The organism is Kribbella sp. NPDC050281 (genome assembly GCF_040655855.1).
GTDB lineage: Bacteria > Actinomycetota > Actinomycetes > Propionibacteriales > Kribbellaceae > Kribbella.
This window is the reverse complement of the sequence record NZ_JBFAKS010000037.1, coordinates 23,390-41,914: the sequence shown is the minus strand read 5'-3', so window position 1 is coordinate 41,914 and position 18,525 is coordinate 23,390. Positions and strand designations below refer to the sequence as shown.

Below are 18,525 nucleotides of genomic sequence, written 5' to 3'. Positions count from 1 at the left end.
GGCGGTAACGTCGCACTACGGAGTGCGACGATCGAATCAGCATGGAACGAGGGGTGGCGTGGCGAGGAACCAGCTGAAATCTGTCAGACACGACCGGAGTCTCGAGGCCGGCAATGCGGGGGCGACAGGGCCGTCTGTCGGTGATCGGAATGGCTGAAGGGCAATTCAGTGATCTGGACGCTCTGAGCGCCGAAGATCCGGTGATCAGGAACCTCGCGAGGGCAATGCGTGACGGCCGGGGCGTCAGTCTCGAGCAGGCTGTCACAGAGGCCCGGGAGTACATAGATCACGCTCGGGTGGATGCTGCCGCAGCACGGATCCGGGTTCTGGCCGAACAGATACAAACGGCGCAGGACCCCCGGGCAGTGGTTGCAGGGAACATCGAATCCTGGTACGCCGGCCCGCGAGCCGAGGATCGTAACTGGACATCCTTGGTCGAGATCCTCGAGTCGGAAGGCTGGGGAGAGAAGGCGATTGAAGATCTGAATGATGCTTCGACGAAGGTAGTTGCTCAACTGCCTAACCCGCACGGGCAGGACGATTATCAATGTCGTGGCTTGGTTCTGGGATATGTGCAGAGCGGCAAGACCACAAACTTCACCGCGGTCATCGCGAAGGCGGCAGATGCCGGCTACCGGTTCTTCATAGTTCTGTCTGGTATCCACGATGCGTTGCGTCAACAGACGCAGGATCGGCTGAATGAGCAGCTGTGGGAGCGCAACCCCGTGCTGTGGAACCGCCTTACAGACGAGGGCGATTTCAGGCCCACCGCGAATGTCGACGCGCTGTTGGCTTCCCAGAACCAGCGGGTGCTGGCGATCGTCAAGAAGAACGGACCCAGACTGCGTGCGCTGAGTAAATGGTTGTTCGAGGCGCGCACGGACGTGCTTGCGGACTGTCCGGTCCTCATCATCGATGATGAGGCTGACCAGGCGACGGTCAACACTTCTAAGCCAGATCGTCAGCCGAGCACCATCAATAAGTTGATACGGGGCATTGTCAATAGGCTCCCGAAGTCGGCGTACGTGGGATATACGGCCACGCCGTTCGCGAACGTCTTGATTGATCCTAAGAACTACGAAGACTTGTATCCGAGAGATTTCATCGTCGACCTTCCCCGTCCATCGGTGTATATCGGCCCGGAGGCGATCTTCGGTCGCGAACCGGTCGACTTCGACGCAGAGGACGTAGGAGATGACGGGCACGATTTCGTGCGTAGCGTCGCTATCGAAGAGATCGATGGTCTCCGACCCCGCGGTGCTGCCACGCGGCATGAGTTCGCGCCTGAGATCACCCCCAGTCTGGATAGCGCGCTCAAGTACTTCTTGCTCAGCACGGCTGCGCGGAGAGTACGTGCGAAGGGAAACCGCCATGCGACTGCCTTGGTTCACACATCTCAACACATCGACGTACACGAGCGTACGGCGCACGCCATCCGGTCCCATTTGGACGAGCTGGGGAAGGCGCTAGCTCAACGTGCCCCTGAACTCGTGGCTGCGTTGCGAGTCATGTGGGTTGACGAATGCAAGAGAGTGCCGGCTGCCGATTTCGGGCAGACCGAGATCGACTGGGATGACGTCCTCGCGCTTCTCCCAGCAGTTGCAGAGGATGCTGTCGTCATCACTGACAACTCGCGGAGCACCGAACGGCTGAACTTCGATGATGGTGACCCTCGAGTGATCGTCGCGGTCGGGGGCAACACGCTGTCGAGAGGGTTGACGCTCGAAGGGCTCGCAGTCTCCTTCTTCGTTCGAACAGCGTCTGCCTACGACACTTTGCTGCAGATGGGAAGGTGGTTCGGGTACAGGAATGGTTACGCCGACCTGACGCGAATCTGGATGACGGACGAGATGCGGGAGTGGTTCCACCACCTGGCCACTGTCGAACAGGAGATCAGGTACGACATAGAGCGATATGAACGCGACCACGTCAAGCCAGAAGTCCTCGGCGTAAACATTCGTACACATCCGAAACTAGCCATCACGGCCGCATCGAAGATGCAGGGCGCACGCCAGGCGGATGTGTCGTATTCGGGTAGAAGAATCCAGACGATTCTATTCAATCACCGCAATAACGAATGGCTCGAGGGCAATACCCTGGCTGCGAGGACGCTGATCAATGCGGCCGGTGATGCTGTGGTCAGGCGTATCAGGCCCGGCGTCCACGTCACGGGGCCTGTTTCATCGAAGCTCATTCTTGACTTCTTGAGGGGATACAGGTTCCACGAGAACAGCCGCGACCTTGACAGTGAGCTACTGACCCGATATATAGAGGCACGCCGAGACGAGGGTGAGCTCATGCATTTCAAGGTCGCCGTCATGGCCAGGGCTGCTAAGTCGACATACCTCGGCGAGGTCGATCTCGGCTTGCCGGAGCTGTCCGGATGCATAAATCGCGCCAGAATGAGCGTGGTCGGCGGGGCAACGTACGCCGATATCAAAACCCTGATGAGCCGGAATGATCGCGTTGTAGATCTGGAGATCCCGGCGTCAGAGCTGTCACAGGACATCACCAACGCCGACATGGCACGGATGCGGAATCTGCCGTCGAAGGGCGGTCGCGGAGACGGCTCCGGTTTGCTCCTCGTCTACCCCGTCTCGAAAGACAGTCGTCCCGTTCGCGGCACGGCGCATACACGGATGAACCTCGAAGCAGTCAACCATGTGATCGGGGTCGGCCTCGTGTTCCCGGAGAGCAGCTCGAGGGCGGCGAAGCTCGAGTATCTCACCGCGGACGTGGCCGCCATGAGAGTGGATGTGGATGCACCGGACGAAGCAGACGAGCCGGATGAGTCCGACGTGGAGCGAGGCGTGTCGTGATCGACGACATCCGACTGACGTACCTGGCTCTGAGCGAAGCCCCGTCACCGGGTGGTGACAGCTTGGTGATCCGCGAGCTGGGAGACTCGGGTGGGCTCTTCCTGGGACTAGATGCGGATCGTCACCAGCACCTGTTGTTGGTTCACGATGGCGACCTGCCAGAGCTTGGTCTGATGACCCTGACAGCGACGTTACGGATCCTCGATGTCGCGGGGAGACCAGTTCGTTTCATTGATATCGAATCCCGGCTGGAGGCGCTCGCGGAGGTATTCGAGCACTTCATACTTGCCGTATCGCGCCAGCTTGAGGCTGAGCGGTCCTCGCCTGCACAGGTGGTTGAGAGCGTCTTGGAACGATGGCACCTCTTCCTGTCCAGCGATGGGCCGCCGCCCAGTCGCGACAAGCTCGCTGCGCTGTTCGGCGAGTTGCTGGTTCTCCTCGATGTTGTACGGGCGGATCCGCACCGACGGGTGGATGTCTGGGGCGGTCCCTCGGGGTCGCGACACGACTTCCGTCGCGGATCGATCGCGGTGGAGGTCAAGGCGACGCGGTCACACACCTCGCGCATCGTCACGATTCACGGAGACGATCAACTTGAGGAGCCGACGGGCGGCACCTTGTTCCTCCATTTCATCAGACTGGAGGAGGCCGCAGGGTCGGGCAGGTCCGTGCCGTCCATCGTGGATGAGCTGCTGGCCCTGGGAGCCTCCGCCGAGGATCTGTTCACCGCCCTCGCACGGGTCGGCGTCCCGGTCGCGCAGTTGGCGCAGGTCTCTGACGTCATGTTCGAAGTTCGCGAGCGGCTCACCTTCCCCGTCGATGAGAGAGCTCCGCGGATCGTTCCGTCGTCGTTCAAGCGCGATGAGCGTCCGCTCGGCGTAGTCGACGTGCGTTATCAGATCGATCTGGACCACGTCCTTGAGAACGCCTTGGATCTGAGGGAATACGTGGATGTCGTGAACAGCTTGGCGGCGGGTGGATCGCATGACTGAGGTCGCCAGGTACTCAGAGCCCTACAACGCGACCGGGGGATTGGCGGCGGAAGGCGTTCTCAACCAGCTTGGTAGACCGGATATCGAGGCGCTTGAGGTCTTGGTCCGGGAAGCTGTGCAGAACTGTTGGGATGCGAAGCGCCCTGATGTCGGCAGCATTCGTGTGGAGATCGGCCGGCGGATCATGGACGCCGATCAGTTGACGACACTCCGGGAAAGGTTCTTGGTGGATCCTCCGCTCGGGCTTCCCCTCGCGGACGAGCTCGAGCGTGGTCTGGAGATACTCTATTTCGCTGACTTCGGCACGGACGGACTAGGCGGGCCGACCCGTGCGGACCGGCCAGGAAAGAAGCGTGATTTCGTAGACTTCGTCCGAAATATCGGGCAACCGCCCGACAAGGACCTGGGTGGTGGTTCGTTCGGCTACGGTAAGGCAGCGTTCTACATCGCTAGTCGTGCGCGAACGATTGTCGTTGATACTCTCTGTATTAACGGCGATGGCCACTTGGAGCGTCGACTCCTCGCATGCGGTCTGGGTGAGAATTTCGACGAGGGCGGTCGGCCGTACACCGGTCGCCACTGGTGGGGCGTGATCGCGGACGGTGTTCCTGAACCGCTCAAGGACGGCAGGGCAGCCGAGATTGCCATGCTTCTCGGGCTTCCGGACCGATCTGATCCCTCGGATCTCGGGACGACTATCGTAGTTTTGGCTCCCGGTGTGGCTCCAGAGTCTGAGGACGGGAAGGACCGGACGCTGGAGTTCATCGCCGACGCATTGGTGTGGAACTTCTGGCCGCGAATTATGTCGACGCGCGGAGGAGTGTCGCGCACCATGGAGTTCCGACTCTTTGACGACGGCCGTCCGGTCCGGCTGCCGGACCCGCGAACACACGAGCGGCTTCGAGGCTTCGTCGAGGCGATGGACCGTCTTCGTGAGGAGCCGAGCGATGGTGACGAGCTCGTGTTGGATCGACAGATCGACTGTCGCCGTCCGGTCAGATCTCTCGGTCGGCTCGTGATACAGAGAGGACCGGTCGCGCCAACCACTCCCATCGGACGGGCGGTGCCGCAAGGTGCCAGAATCACCGCGGACTCGGTTCACCACGTGGCTCTGATGCGCAATGCGGAGCTTGTGGTCAAGTACCTTCCCGGACCGTTGCCCGTAGTTGGCCGTCTTGGGTATTCCGGGGTCTTCCGGTGCAGTGTGGACGTTGACGAGGCCTTCCGCCGTGCCGAGCCGCCAACGCATGACGACTGGATCTACCGATCCGTGACGCGTACGGATCATCAACGTACCTTCGTGAAGGTCGCGCTGGAACGGATCGCCTCTGTCTGCAGGGAGGCAGCCGGCTATGACGGGTCTTCCGGGACCGTGATAGACGGCGATTCTGTGCCGCTAGGTGAGTTCGCGGATGCGTTAGCCCTCCTCATGCCGGGAGCGGATGGCCCGGGAGCACGCAGGGCCGCAGCCTCGACGGCCAAGCATGCGAAGAAGCGGCGGAATGTTCCGGGCCGGGCTGGTGTCAATACCCCGTCAGACGGCGTCTGGGTCTCCAACGGCCCTGGCGAGACCTCCGCGCCGAACACAGCAGATCGCTCGATCGGCGCGTCCGGGACGAACGGAGCCAACCAGCCCACCCCGCAAAGGCGCTATCCGGAGCTGAGGTCCATCGGAGAGCCGACGCTGGCTATTGCGAGCGACGGTGCCGCGGTTGTGCGGTATGCGTTCGAACTGCGCGGCCAGGGACACAGGCTAGCGCTGGAGGCGCAGGTCGAAGTCATGACCAATGACGGATCGCAGGTCGAGGCGGATGCACCCCGCGGATACTCTCCGCCAGCCGTGCGGAGCTGGTCTGATCCGGCCGCCACCGAGTATCGCGAGCAGAGACCGGTCGTCGGGCCCACCGACATTGATGGTCGGTGGTATGTGGAGATCCCGCTCCTTGACGACGCGATGATGCGGGTGGATATCAAGGCGGTGATCGCTTGAAGACCCTTCCTGCAACTCCGTACCTGCTCCCGCCGGAGGACGCCGTCTCCGCTTACGCCTGGACCTGGCTCGATGGGTCCGACATCGCTGACCGGGTCGAGCACTGGGATCCGTATACGGATCTTGAGATCGTCCGAGATATCGATATTGATCTGGACCTCATTCGTGAGTCCTGCGGATTGGGAAGCGATTCGTCTCTTCTCGTAGTCGCATCGTGGTACTCGAACAGGACAAGATTGGCTGATCGAGCCGTCGTCGCTCTGGGCACCCTCGACGGCCTTGTACGAGCTCCAGTGACTCTCCGGATCCCGAGTCGTTTGTCGGGCGGCAGGCTGGATCTGCACACCAGGATCGTCATCGAATACCCAGGTACAGAAGTCAGCCGAATTTCGCCGAATCGTGCCGGCGCCACTCTGTGGCATGAGAAATCAAGCCTGCAACTTGAAGGGGGCGCCGCCAGATTCCCCATCACCCCTGTTGCCTTCTCATCCGTTCCTCGGCTCCCCGATCGTGGATCATGGGCACTCGAATGGGATCGGGAGGAGTTGGAGGCACCTGTGCTGGGTGGTCTTCGCCTGCTGGTCAACGTAGAGGACGTCAAGTTGATGGACGCGTTGCGATCGGGAAGCAAGGATCCGACTTCGGGACTCGTCCGCAGATTCGTGATGTTCGACGTGTCCAGATCCCTAGTTCATGGGGCGCTGGAGAGCGACAGATTCGTGGAGGATGCGGAGACGTTCGACGAGGGGACGATCGGGCGGATGCTCTTTGATCTCTTATCGATGTATTGGCCGGAGCTTCCAGTCAAGGCTCTCGCCGCTCGTCGCCGGGAGGATCCGTCGAGACTCGACGCTGAACTCCAGTCTCGTTCGGGGGTTTTCGGATGACAGCTGTTATGCCGAGGTTGGCCAAGGAAGATGCGAGAGGGATCTTGGAGCGCTACTCGGACAGCAGCGTCCAAGTGATCAGCGAGTCGATGCCTCAGTTGGCTGAGCCCGTCACCTACTCCACGGTCGGTGGGCCGCGGATGGCCGACGCGCAGCTGCGCGAGCTGAGGTCTGAGCTGCTTGCCCTTGCGCGAGAGTACGGGATGCCGAATCAGTTGAGTCGGACAGATGTGCCGGCGTTTGAAGGACAGGCGGCCTCGATCGTCCACCGCGCGCTGCCGATCGCCCCTCACGAGGCATCGCACGAAGAGGTGTGGAGTTATCTCACCTGCTGTTGGCTCCTAGATATAGCGGTCTGGAGGTTCGGCACAGGCGCTGACGAACGCCGGTTCATCGGGAACGTCAATCGCAACACGTTCCGCCGGCTGTGGTGGCGGGTGGAAGTACTTGGCGCAGATACTGACCTGACCAGGCTCGGTGAGGACGAGCTGGTCAACATCATGGAGCGTCCCACGATCGCGTCCGACCGTAGGTTGGCGAGGCTCATCGCATCGGAGTTCCTGGCCCGGGTAGAACGCGACGAGGCCAACGAGCGCATGCAGCTGATGCGTGAGGCCATGAAAAGGTTCCTGCGGCTTACGCCGTTCGTCTCGTTCTCTGCGCTGGATGACTGGACATTGGAATGTACGGTCCGCGGAACGTTCGATGATTCGGCGGCATCGCTGGATGGAGAGCGTTCGACCAGTGCTTCCCGACCTGTGCCGGTTGCCACTGGTCCCTCGCTCGACGTCTACCGCATCGAGCGGGTGACGATAGGAGATCTTGCAGCCGAGGAGCTGTCGCCAACCTCCTCGGACGGTGAGGAGAGTGCGTTCGCAGTGGTCGCTCAAGCGGCGCTTGCGATTGCCCGTCGCACTGGCCGGGTCACGAACGCGTCCTTGCGGGAGGCAGTTCCAGTGACATCGGAGGACGCGAGAAGGGTACTGAAAACGCTCACGAGCCAAGGCCTGCTGGAGAATCGTGGTGCACGTCGAGGAAGCCACTACGTAGTAGCAGAGAGTGCTACTGCAACTGCCGTCGATGATGGCCGCTCAGCTTCAGTGACGGAGGAATCCGACCACCGGCCCAAGCCCGATGGTGTTCCCGACACCGGTCGCGCTCCTGTTGACGACGCGTTGCGACGACTCTTGAGACGGAGGAGATGACGTTGGCGTCCAGCGGCCCTCTCCGGATGCTGCGTGCGGATTCCTCGCAAGTCGATGCAACCTTCGAGATAAGTCCGGTCGTCATATTCGAGGTGGTGTATCACCACAAGGCCGGCGGGCACGGCAGTCCCCGTTCTGTGAACGCGGACTACCACGAAGGCTTGGAGCTACTCCTTGGGCGACTCGGTGATCTGGGTGTGACCATCCTCAGCGTGGCGGTCGACTCAAGTGTGGCGAGAGCGCTTCCGGTCGAGGAGCGCGAACTCCGGTTGGACTTCCCGATCAGTCCTCGCGACTGGCCTCCGAATCTCCTGCGGAAGGAGATAACGCGAGCGCAGAAGAGTGTCGCGAGACGCGCCGACGCCAAGCCCGGCGGTGGCAACGACCAGAAGCGGATCGCGATAACTGTCACCGACCCTCGAGGGCGCCTGACGATCGATGACGTTCGGTCTGTATTGGTGACTGGCGGTACGGCTGGGTCGACAACCGACCGATAACCGGTTGCCGGTCGCCCAGCTCGGACCGATGGCGAGAATGGCGCTGCAGGCCATGTCCGGCGCGGTCGCCCCGAGCCGAGCTTCTAGCTGGTCTGAGAGCGGAGCAACATCTGGACGGCTGGCTCGGAGCGGGAGGCTTGGGGGTCCCGCAGGATGAACGCGGTTGACTGTGGAGAAGCGGCCGTTGCGCCAGACCAGGTCTGGGCCGAGGATGACGTCACAGCAGTCGTATTCGAAGCCTTGGGTCGTGTAGACGCAGCCGACCTGGCCGCCGCCGTTGGGATGGCTGGCCCAGAGCGTCCTGTGGGTAGTCGTAGAGATCGCTGACGTCTTTCTCAGAGGTGGCGTTGTGCAGATAGGCGGCACCGGCCAAGGCATCCGTTTGCCCGTCGAGGAACTTCGCGAAGTCTGCGAGATACTCGCAACGCTCGGATCTGTGCGACAGGATGCAGCCTCGGTGCGTTCGGGTAGCCGTCGATCAGGACGAGTTCGCGGTCGTCCTCCCAGGCTGCGGCGCGACTCCATCGCTTGAGTTCGATGACGACGTACGACGGGCTGCCGGTCCGGGGATTGCGACCTGCCAAACGACATCGGCGACAGAGGTCAGCGGTGGATGTGCTCGATCAGGACCTCGACCTTGTTCAGGCCAGCGTCTGCAGGATCCTGAGCGAGGATCGGCGGGCTCCGCTCCCACGACCTGAGTTCGGCCGGCGCGGCACGTCGTCCGGTGTGGTAGAGCATTTGCTCAGCAATTCTCAAGGCGAAGGCGTCCTCAAGCGTCAGCTTGACGAAGCCCGCCCCGGGTTGGCGGAACAGCGTCACAGGTGGATCCCCAGGCAGCACGAATCTAGGTCGTGCGGGTGGGGGCATGTCCTGTGAGCTGTGACGTTCGGCGGAAGCTCGTCTGACCGCGCTGACGATTCGATCCACTGCGCGGGCGGCGGGAGATCCGTGGCATGCTCGCGGCGTGTCTGATCTGATTGAGTTGCGAGATCGTATGCGGGCCTTCACCGAGGAGCGGGACTGGGCTCAGTTCCATGATCCGAAGTCGCTGATTCTTGCACTGGTCGGTGAGGTGGGTGAGCTTGCTGAGCTGTTTCAGTGGTTGCCGGCGGATTCGGCGGCTGCGCGCGTGCGGGTCGAGCCGCTTCGGGGCCGTGTTGGTGAGGAGATGGCCGACGTACTCCTGTACTTGGTGCGATTGGCCGACGTACTCGAGATCGACCTGGGGGACGCCGCCCTGCGGAAGTTGAGCGGATCGGCGACGAGGTTTCCACCCGACGACGTCCGTGGGCAGGCGCCCGAGAAGGCATGACCTTACTAAGCCACTCCACCGGTAGAGAGAGATAGGCCGCATGCCCATCGAATTCGAGGCCAAGGTGCTGGATGTTGAGCCGGATGCGCTCGCGGAGAGGATTCTTCGGCTGGGCGGGCGGCGGGTGGGGGATCGGCTGATGCGGCGGTATGTCTATGACATCGCGGCGGGGGACGAGTCGCGGTGGATTCGGTTGCGGGACAGCGGTACGGCGGTGACGTTGACCGTGAAGGAGATCGCCCACGACGGGATCGACGGGACGATGGAGACCGAGGTCGAGGTTGGTGACTTCGAGGCGGCCAACGAGTTGTTGGGGCGGATCGGGTTCGAGGCGAAGTCGTACCAGGAGAATCGGCGGATGAGCTTCGAGTTCGAGGGTGCCCAGTTGGAGATCGACTGGTGGCCGCGGATCCCGCCGTACCTCGAGATCGAAGGGCAGTCTCGGGAGCATGTCGTCCGGGTCGGCGCGGCGTTGGGCATCTCTGCGGACGAGCTCACCGGCGAGAACACGATGAAGGTCTATACCCGGTATGGGATCGATCTCGCGGAGATCTCCGAGCTCAGACTCCCTGAGTGAGATCAGCGGTAGCTCGGCCGGTTCGGTTCACGATGTAACGGATGGCGGCCGGCGAACGATCTTGATAGTTGTGGCCGTCGCCTGGGGAGGGTGGCGGTACTCCTGCGCGGGCGTGCGGGAGGCGTTGGGGAGGGTGGGGGAGTTGCGGCTTGTTGTGCCTGGGGTCGACGCTCTGCGTCAGATTGTCGGTGCTGGCTCCTAGCCTCGGTTTCACGCTGATCACGTCGATGACCGAGGGGGGCTCGTGACAATTCAGCATCCGGAGTTCGAGCAGGAACAGAAGTACGTCGAGCATGCCTATGATCTGCTCGATCGAGGGCTCGCCGAAGCAGAGCAGAACATCGTGAATTTCGATGCACTGCACCGGTCGACGGCGCACGCGCTGAATCGGGCGCTCGCGATCCTTCGAAACTCGCGTGGCTCGGGACAGCTGGTGTTCGGGCGGATGGACCGCGAGGGGGAGAAGCTCTATATCGGGCGCCGGCGAGTGTACGACGAGGAGCGCGATCTGGTCGTCGTCGGATGGCATGCGCCGGCGGCCGCAGCCTTCTACGATGCGACCCCTCAGGATCCTGGTGACCTGACTCTGAAGCGGGTCTTCATCGAGGAGGACCGTCGCCTCCAACGCATCGTCGACGAGGTCATCCGCGCCTCGGCCGAGTCAATAGCGACCAGCGAGGGCGATGCGACCATCAGCGATGCACTGCTGCAGGAGCTTGATCGGTCCCGCGATGGAGCGATGCGTGAGGTCGTCGCGACAATCCAGGCCGAGCAGTATCGTGTCATCCGTCACGAGAGCGATGGCGTTGTGGTCGTGCAGGGTGGTCCCGGCACCGGCAAGACCGTGGTCGGACTGCATCGTGCCGCCTGGCTGGCGTTCAACCGCCCTGATATCCGTCAGCAAGGCATGCTCGTGGTCGCACCGAGCTCAGCATTGCTGACCTACTTCAGCGGTGTTCTGCCGTCGCTCGATGTTTCGGATATCGATCAGATGGACCTCGAGTCTCTGTACGGCGGCGAGGCGCGGGCTACCGCTATAGAGTCCGCTGAAGCTGCGCGGGTCAAGGGCAGCTCCGAGATGAGCGTGGTGCTCCAACGAGCCTTGCAGCAACGCATCGGTTGGGATGAGGACGAACTTCTGCTTCCACTCGGCGCCGACCGAATCCGGATTCCGGGCGACGACATTCGCCGAGTGGTGGATGACGTTCGGGCCCGGACCCTGCCACACACCGAGGCTAGGGACGTCCTTCGTCAGGCGATGTCAGCGCTTGCGTCCAGACGGCATGCCGAGGATCAGCACGTGCAGAACCGTCCCGTCCGCGCAACCGAGGCGACGATCCGCAGGTTGTCGGCGTTTAACAACGCCCTTGATCGGATGTGGCCGACGTTCACTCCTGAGGAGTTCCTTCGAAGCCTGTACTCGACGCAGAGCTGGCTGACGGCGGCCACCGACGGCATCTTGACGAGTGATGAACGGGCGCGGCTGTTCCGATCCACGCTGGATGGCGAGGCCTGGACTCGAGCCGACCTCTTCTGCCTCGACGAAGCGTCTTACCTCCTGAACGGCGACGTCATGACGTATGGGCACATCGTCCTTGACGAGGCTCAGGACCTCTCACCGATGGAGGCGCGTGCGTTGGCGCGTCGCTGCCCATCGGGCTCGTTCACTGTCCTCGGCGACCTCGCTCAGGCGACCGGCGTGTGGGTTCGGGACAGCTGGGAGGAGCTGACGAGTCACCTGGCGGACTCCCGCGCTTCGATCAACACGCTCTCCGTCGGCTATCGGGTGCCGGCACCCGCCTTGGAGCTCGCCGCTCGCCAGCTTCGGTTGGTCTCGACAGAGCTGACCCCGCCGCAGTCGATCAGGGCCGGGCGAGGTGAGCCACAGATGTGGCAGAGCTCGGATGATGGGCTGTTCGACGACGTCCTGGACCTAGCGGGACGCTATCGAGCAGAGGGCCTGACGTCGGCCGTCATAGTCGCCGACTCGCTGTACGACCAGTTCTTGGACGCTGCGGCCGACCGCGGTGACAAGCTCGGTGACGGACGCGATGGCGATTTCGCCTTGGAAGCAACGCTGGTGCCGGTGAGCCTGTCCAAGGGCCTCGAGTTCGATATCGTGATTCTCGCCGAGCCGGCCCTCGTTGCCGCGGAGAGCGTCCAAGCGGCCCGCCAGCTGTACGTCGCGATGACCCGCTGCACGCAGCAGCTCGACATCGTGCACAGCGAGCCGCTCCCGGCGGGATTCGCGGAGTTCGCCGCCGATCGGCCGGTTGGGGCTATCGAGACGCCCAGTCTCACTGAGTTGTTCAGTCTGCTGACCGAGCAGGATCAAGCACTCGTGGAAGCACTCGTACGACGTTTGGTTGTGCGCGGCGAGAATGCGGCGGAGATGGATGAGGAGCCAGCTCGATGACGACCACAGAAGCCGAAACGGGCCTGAGCGACAGTCAACGACAGCAGCTGCTCAAGCAGATCACCCGGTGGCGGGAGGACCTTCTCAACCTCGACCGTCGCCAGAGACTCGTCTACTTCAGCCACACCCGCACTGCATCGCTCGAGATCATCGACTCTGAGCTCGACGACGCACTCGAGCGACTCGACGCTGGAACGCGCCTGTACGCGGCGGAGAGCGAATCGTCTGACGACGAGGTGGGCGACCACATCTCGCTACCGTTGGCGTCTGGCGGTCTGGTGGTCAAAGACAAGACGCCAAGCAAGCTGCGGGCGGCGTGCCGCCGACTGGATCAGGTGTCGAACCAGGTCTACGCGGACCGCGGATTCTGGACGCTGTACGCCGGTATCGGCATGCTGCAGTGGATTGATCCTGACACCGGCTCAGCGGTTGATAGTCCCCTTCTGCTCTGTCCGGTCAGGCTTCAGCGGAGCGGCAGCCAGGCGCCGTATACAGTCGAGCGGACCGAAGACGAGATCGTCGTCAACCCGGCGCTGCGGCTGAAGCTGGAGAAGGATTTCGGCATTCATCTGAGCGAGCTCGATCCAGACTGGTTCGATGTCTTCGAGGTGATGGAAGACGTGCGCACGAAGATCGCGGCCAAAGACGGATGGTCCGTGCACCATCGGGTCGTCCTGACCACGTTCAGCTTCCACAAGGAGGCCATCTATCGCGATCTGATGGACCACCAAGAGGTCCTGCTCGCCCATCCGATGGTGCAGATGGTCGCGCTTGGCGACTCGGCACCGAGCGCAGGAGACTACTCATTCGAGGTCATCGAGGACGACGAGCTGGATCGTGTCGTCGAACCCGAGAAGCTGATGAGCATCCTCGATGCTGACAGCACGCAGCGGCGATGCATCATCGCCGCCCGAGACGGCCGGAGCTTTGTCGTGGATGGCCCTCCCGGCACTGGGAAGAGCCAGACGATCGCCAACATCATCTGCGAACTGATCGCGACCGGGAAGACTGTGTTGTTCGTCAGCGAGAAGGCTGCAGCCCTTGATGTCGTCCGCAACCGATTGACGAATGTCGGTCTTGGCGACTTTCTCCTGGAGCTGCACAGCCACGCCGCTACTCGGAAAGAGGTCGTCAGTCAGCTCGGTCGGGCTCTGACACAGCGGGCGAAGGTCAAGGGCCAGATGCCCGAGGCTGATCGGCAGTCGTTGAGGTCTGTCCGGCAGCGACTCACGGATTTCGCGTCCGCGATGAGCGAGGAGCGCGACGTGCTCCACCAAAGCGTCTATGAAGCTCTGGGTCGCTTGATGGAGGTCAGAGAAGACCAGGTCGGGTCACTGACAAGGTCAGAGGACTGGGCAGGCCTGACCGCGGTGCAGCTCGATCACCTCCTCGAGCGCGCCGGCCGCCTCGCACGGGCCTGGCGGCCGGTCGCGGAGCGGGACAACTTCCTGTGGCGGGAGCTGGTGGTCGATGCGCCGACCCCGGCGCAGACCGAGTCGATGCGCCGAGCGGCGGACGACGCGAGTACGGCGGCTCGTGCACTGTCGGATCGGATGCGCGCCGTCGACGAGAGCCTTGCCTTGTCGATGCCGCCGACAGTCGCCGCGGCGACCGAGCGCGTCGAGCTACTCGAGCTTCTCGGGGCGAATCCGTCGGCTCCCTCGTCCTGGCTCCACCTGCCGGATCTGGCATCGCTTCGAGATCGAATCGGCGAACGACAGCGAGTCTCGGATGAGTACAAGTTGGCCAAGGATGCGTTGACAGCGATCGTCGGCGCTGCCTGGCAGGACGTGGATCCGGATTCGCTGGTGAGTGCGAGCAGCCTGCTGGATGGCCAGCTGGCGCCACTCGACGCGTGGTGGCCCGACGGGTCGACCACGGTGGAACAGCTTCGGGAGCTACGGCGGCTGCAGTCGGCAACTCCGGAGATCCTCGAGACCATTGCCAACGATGCTCGTCAGCTCGGTGCCCTGCTCGGCGTACGAGCTGATGACGTCGCTTTCCACCGGGCGATGGAGCTGGCAGAGCTCGCGGCGCTCGGCGGTAGGCCTGCACGTCCGGAGCGAGAGTGGTTGAACCCGGCCGTGCAGGCCGCTCTGGATGAGTCCAGTCGCGTCCTCGCCGAATTGGTCGAGCTTGTGAATCAGCGGCGCGCGGCAATCGAGAAGGTGTTTCGTCCCAGCGCGCTGGAGCTCGATCTGGCGGGACTCAACGTGCGTTTCTCCGGCGTGCACACCGGGCTGCGGAAGTTCAGCAAGGCGGCCCGTGCGGATCGCAAGCTCCTGCGCCGTGTTGTCGTCACTGGCAAGGTCGACAAGGGCGTTCTGGCGCGCCTGGATGAGGCCGTCGATTGGCAGCAGGCGGAGCTGCGCCTCGCGCAGAGTGAAGAGACGTACGCATCTCGGCTGGGTAGCTACTATCGGCGTACGGAGACGGACTTCAACCGTTTGGCCGACGCGATTGCGACCGCGCATCGAGCGGTTCAGTTGGCAGCGGGCGATCTCAACAACGACGCGATGGCGCGACAGCTCACTGCGGATGGAACGCCTGATCCCCAGCTCCTGGTCGTAGCAGAACGACTGACGCGTGCCGGGACTGACTGGATCCAGCAGGTGCGCAGCTGTCGAGGAGACGTCGCCGCAGCTCAGCTCGGGCAGCTACCGCTACACGTCATCGCTGAAGCGGCTGTGGCAGCCGCGAGCAGCACCGCCGCGAGCTACGCCGCGGCTGCGGAAGTGACACGACACGCTGGTCGCGACCTCTCGCTGAGGCAGGTGGTTACGGCGCTCGAGCAGGCGAGCATTGTCGCCGATCGTGATGCCACCCTGCTCGATACGTTCGAGCAGGACCGCGTCGACGTCGGTGCGCTGTACGACGGTGCCGAAACGGACTGGGTCGAGTTGGCAAGCGCGCTGGACTGGGCCGATCGAGTCCGCGACCTCGTGGGCGGTGCCGTCAGTCAGGTCTCAGCGGAGCGGATGAGCAGCCCGACGATCGAAGCCGTTGAACTCGCGGAGCCGATCGAGCGCTGGACGGAAGCCAGCCCCATTTTGATCTCATTGTTCAGTAACGGCTATGGCAAGGAGCTGCAGCGAGAGTTCGAGGAGGATCCCGCCGCCGCAGCAGACCTGCTGTCCGAGATGACCCGGTCCGCGCTGACCGACATCGGTGAATGGACTGCCTACACCACCGAGGTCCGAGCGCTCGAGGACGCAGGGCTCGGTGAGATCGTCGGTGCGCTCCATGTGCGGCGAGCATCGGCCTCAACGATCGTGACGAGCATTGAGTACGCCGTACTGCAGGCATGGGTCGAATCGGTCATGTCGTCGGATGAGCGACTCACCGAGTTCCGGTCCACCGATCGGGATGCTCTGGTGAGACGCTTCAAGGATCTAGATCAGCAGCTGGTCCGGTCGACCCATGTGGCGGTGGCCGAGGCGTGCAATCGCAGGCGTCCGAAGACCATCGGTGGTGCGGCCGCAAGTGTGATTCAGCGAGAGGCGCAGAAGAAGACCCGACACCTGCCGATTCGCGAGCTGCTGTCGAAGGCCGAGGACCTCGTTCAGGAGCTGAAGCCGTGCTTCATGATGAGTCCGCTGTCCGTCTCCCAGTTCCTGCCAGGATCGTTCAGCTTCGATGTCGTCATCTTCGACGAGGCATCACAGGTCCTACCGTCGGACGCGGTGAACTGCATCTACCGTGCTCGGCAGCTGATCGTTGCCGGCGACGAGAAGCAACTTCCGCCGACCGCCTTCTTCACCCAGGCAATCGATGAGTCCGAGGACGACGAAGGACTCGACGACTTCGAGTCCGTTCTCAAGCTCTGCAAGACGAGTTTCGCGTCATTGCCGCTGAGCTGGCACTACCGCAGCCAGCACGAGAACCTCATCGCCTATTCGAACTACCGCTTCTATTCGACGGATGGGTCTGACCTTCGGCAAGGTGCTCTGCAGACCTTCCCTGGTGCTCGTTTCGAGGCGCCCGACCTCGGCGTCGAATCGTTTGTCGTGAATGGTGTGTATCGACGTGGATCGTCGAGGGACAACCCGGTCGAAGCCGAGGCTGTGGTCGACAGAATCCTGCATCACCGACGGCTGCACCCCGAGCTGTCGATCGGCGTCGTGACGTTCAGCAGCGCGCAGGAGGAGACGATCACGGCGGCGATCGATCGGCGCTCCGCGGACGAACCGCTGCTCCAAGGCCTCCTCGAGAGCCACGATCGGCTGACCGGATTCTTCGTCAAGAACCTCGAGAACGTCCAAGGTGACGAGCGCGACATCATCATCTTCAGCATCGGCTATGGCCCGGATGAGAACGGCAAGTTCACGATGTCCTTCGGGCCGCTCAACACGAACGGCGGCTGGCGCAGACTGAACGTCGCCATCACCCGTGCCCGGATGCGGGTCGAGGTGGTCAGTTCATTCCGGGCGGGCGAGATGCACGAAACCTCCAGCGAGGGGGTTCGCCATCTGCGCGGCTACCTCGACTTCGCGCAGCGTGGACTGCCGGCGCTTGCCCTGGAGCTGGCCCCGGATGAGTTGGATGTCGAGAGCGCGTTCGAGGCGGACGTGCAGAAGGTAATTCAGTCGTGGGGGTATGACGTCGTTCCCCAGGTGGGGACAGCTGGCTACCGCATCGATCTCGGAGTCCGTCATCCCGACCGGCCTGGGGAGTACCTCCTGGGCGTTGAGTGCGACGGTGCGGCGTACCACTCCGCGAAGGCGGCACGTGACAGAGATCGGTTGCGAGCCGCGGTGTTGGAAGGCCTCGGCTGGCAGCTACACAGGATCTGGGGTCTCAGCTGGTACCGGGACCGCGAGGGGCAGATTGCCCGATTGCGGAGGGCGATCACCGAGGCTCTCGCGGGCGTTCAGCGACAGGAGATGGTCTCCCTCGGCGCCCAACCGGTCGAGATGGAGGAGATCGACCTCGATCAGGCTCCCGAGTGGACCGTGACCTATGACGCCTACTCCGAGGCCGCGCCGTACACGTACTACGAGCTCTCGAGTGTGGAGTCGCGTGAACCGTTGCGGACCTACCTCATCGGCCTACTGAGGCATGAAGCGCCGATCCACCGCGATCTGGTCAACAAGAGAATCAGAGCAGCCTTCAACGTCGGCCGGATCGGTTCGGCGATCCGCGACAACATCGACTTCGTCGCTCGCCGATCCCATGTGGACGGGAATCGCATCTCGCTGGACGCGCACGGCTTCTACCGGCTCGAGCAGCTGTCCGCCGTGTCCGTTCGAGTGCCTCGCAGCGCGGAGGACATCCGGCCTGTTCAGCATGTGCCGGCTGACGAGCTGGACCTGGCGGTGGTCGGCACGGTCGCGGACGCCATCAGCGTCGACGAGGCCGAGGTGATCAACGCCGTCCGCTGCATGTTCGGTTGGCGCCGCAGCGGTACCGACATCGTCGCCGCCGTCCAGGCATCAATCGCCCGATGCCTTGAGCACCGGACCATCGAACACGCACCATCAGGCTCGCTCCGCATGGCGGCCTCCTGAGTTCCTCTGAGCAAGGTCGGAGACGACAGCCACCAAGTGCCGCACCTCGCTTGGCGTGGGCGCCAACTCGAACGCATGGTGGTGGCAAGCCCTGCTCAGCGCAGACCACGCGAACTGGGCCACCTCGGCCAGCTCCGGATCCGCCAATTCGAGGCATGTCAGGCGGCTGCGCATGCTCGCGGTGCCCGGCTCGAGGTTCTGCAATCGAAGAACGTCGGCTACCAGGTCCTCAAGCGCAGACCTGGCTAACCAGGATGCACTGCGGATCAACGATGGCTTGTGGCCGCCTCCCTCCTCTGAAAGGACTGCGGACGCCTGGT

The 18,525-nt window shown here is 63.0% G+C and carries 11 protein-coding genes and 1 pseudogene; 10 read left to right on the top strand and 2 right to left on the bottom strand.

Going from position 1 to position 18,525, the window contains the following annotated elements:
• The first annotated feature begins 149 nt into the window (after positions 1-149).
• The 6 genes from AB0I34_RS32550 to AB0I34_RS32525 are packed head-to-tail and all read left to right on the top strand — an operon-like array spanning position 150 to position 8,390.
• Complete coding sequence (locus AB0I34_RS32550) at positions 150-2,819, top strand: Z1 domain-containing protein (protein WP_360452524.1); 2,670 nt, start codon at positions 150-152, stop codon at positions 2,817-2,819.
• The gene (locus AB0I34_RS32545) at positions 2,816-3,811 is read left to right on the top strand and encodes a PD-(D/E)XK motif protein (RefSeq protein WP_360452522.1); all 996 of its coding nucleotides are present in this window, start codon (positions 2,816-2,818) and stop codon (positions 3,809-3,811) included. Before AB0I34_RS32550 ends, AB0I34_RS32545 begins: the two co-directional genes overlap by 4 nt.
• A complete protein-coding gene (locus AB0I34_RS32540) occupies positions 3,804-5,801 on the top strand; it encodes a hypothetical protein (RefSeq protein WP_360452520.1) in 1,998 nt (665 codons plus the stop codon). The genes AB0I34_RS32545 and AB0I34_RS32540 overlap by 8 nt, the downstream gene beginning before the upstream one ends.
• The gene (locus AB0I34_RS32535; protein ID WP_360452518.1) at positions 5,798-6,688 is read left to right on the top strand and encodes a hypothetical protein; all 891 of its coding nucleotides are present in this window, start codon (positions 5,798-5,800) and stop codon (positions 6,686-6,688) included. The genes AB0I34_RS32540 and AB0I34_RS32535 overlap by 4 nt, the downstream gene beginning before the upstream one ends.
• A complete protein-coding gene (locus AB0I34_RS32530) occupies positions 6,685-7,893 on the top strand; it encodes a DUF6339 family protein (RefSeq protein WP_360452516.1) in 1,209 nt (402 codons plus the stop codon). Before AB0I34_RS32535 ends, AB0I34_RS32530 begins: the two co-directional genes overlap by 4 nt.
• Positions 7,890-8,390: a hypothetical protein gene (locus AB0I34_RS32525; RefSeq protein WP_360452626.1), complete on the top strand. Its 501-nt coding sequence runs from the start codon at positions 7,890-7,892 to the stop codon at positions 8,388-8,390. The genes AB0I34_RS32530 and AB0I34_RS32525 overlap by 4 nt, the downstream gene beginning before the upstream one ends.
• 240 nt (positions 8,391-8,630) lie before the next feature.
• Here the strand turns inward: AB0I34_RS32525 and AB0I34_RS32520 are convergent.
• A pseudogene (locus AB0I34_RS32520) lies at positions 8,631-8,768 on the bottom strand (hypothetical protein); the annotation flags it as partial.
• Between the two features lie 225 nt (positions 8,769-8,993).
• Positions 8,994-9,212: a hypothetical protein gene (locus tag AB0I34_RS32515; protein ID WP_360452515.1), complete on the bottom strand. Its 219-nt coding sequence runs from the start codon at positions 9,210-9,212 to the stop codon at positions 8,994-8,996.
• A gap of 145 nt (positions 9,213-9,357) precedes the next feature.
• Here AB0I34_RS32515 and AB0I34_RS32510 point away from each other — a divergent pair, with 145 nt between their 5' ends.
• The 4 genes from AB0I34_RS32510 to AB0I34_RS32495 all read left to right on the top strand — a co-directional run bounded on the left by AB0I34_RS32510 (position 9,358) and on the right by AB0I34_RS32495 (position 18,205).
• Positions 9,358-9,705 (top strand): nucleotide pyrophosphohydrolase, encoded by a 348-nt coding sequence (locus AB0I34_RS32510; protein WP_360452513.1) that lies wholly within the window; start codon positions 9,358-9,360, stop codon positions 9,703-9,705.
• 40 nt (positions 9,706-9,745) lie between these two features.
• Positions 9,746-10,282 carry a CYTH domain-containing protein gene (locus AB0I34_RS32505; protein ID WP_360452511.1) on the top strand — a complete coding sequence of 179 codons (537 nt, stop codon included), beginning with the start codon at positions 9,746-9,748 and terminating at the stop codon, positions 10,280-10,282.
• Between the two features lie 244 nt (positions 10,283-10,526).
• On the top strand, positions 10,527-12,698 hold the full coding sequence (locus tag AB0I34_RS32500; protein WP_360452509.1) for an ATP-binding domain-containing protein: 2,172 nt from the start codon (positions 10,527-10,529) through the stop codon (positions 12,696-12,698).
• Positions 12,695-18,205: a DUF3320 domain-containing protein gene (locus AB0I34_RS32495; protein WP_360452507.1), complete on the top strand. Its 5,511-nt coding sequence runs from the start codon at positions 12,695-12,697 to the stop codon at positions 18,203-18,205. Before AB0I34_RS32500 ends, AB0I34_RS32495 begins: the two co-directional genes overlap by 4 nt.
• The last annotated feature ends 320 nt before the right edge of the window (positions 18,206-18,525 follow it).

Bases quoted from the DNA above. Each gene is read 5' to 3' on its own strand.
- AB0I34_RS32550 (WP_360452524.1), top strand. From the start codon at position 150: ATGGCTGAAGGGCAATTCAGTGATCTGGACGCTCTGAGCGCCGAAGAT.
- AB0I34_RS32540 (WP_360452520.1), top strand. From the start codon at position 3,804: ATGACTGAGGTCGCCAGGTACTCAGAGCCCTACAACGCGACCGGGGGA.
- AB0I34_RS32530 (WP_360452516.1), top strand. From the start codon at position 6,685: ATGACAGCTGTTATGCCGAGGTTGGCCAAGGAAGATGCGAGAGGGATC.
- AB0I34_RS32525 (WP_360452626.1), top strand. From the start codon at position 7,890: ATGACGTTGGCGTCCAGCGGCCCTCTCCGGATGCTGCGTGCGGATTCC.
- AB0I34_RS32505 (WP_360452511.1), top strand. From the start codon at position 9,746: ATGCCCATCGAATTCGAGGCCAAGGTGCTGGATGTTGAGCCGGATGCG.
- AB0I34_RS32495 (WP_360452507.1), top strand. From the start codon at position 12,695: ATGACGACCACAGAAGCCGAAACGGGCCTGAGCGACAGTCAACGACAG.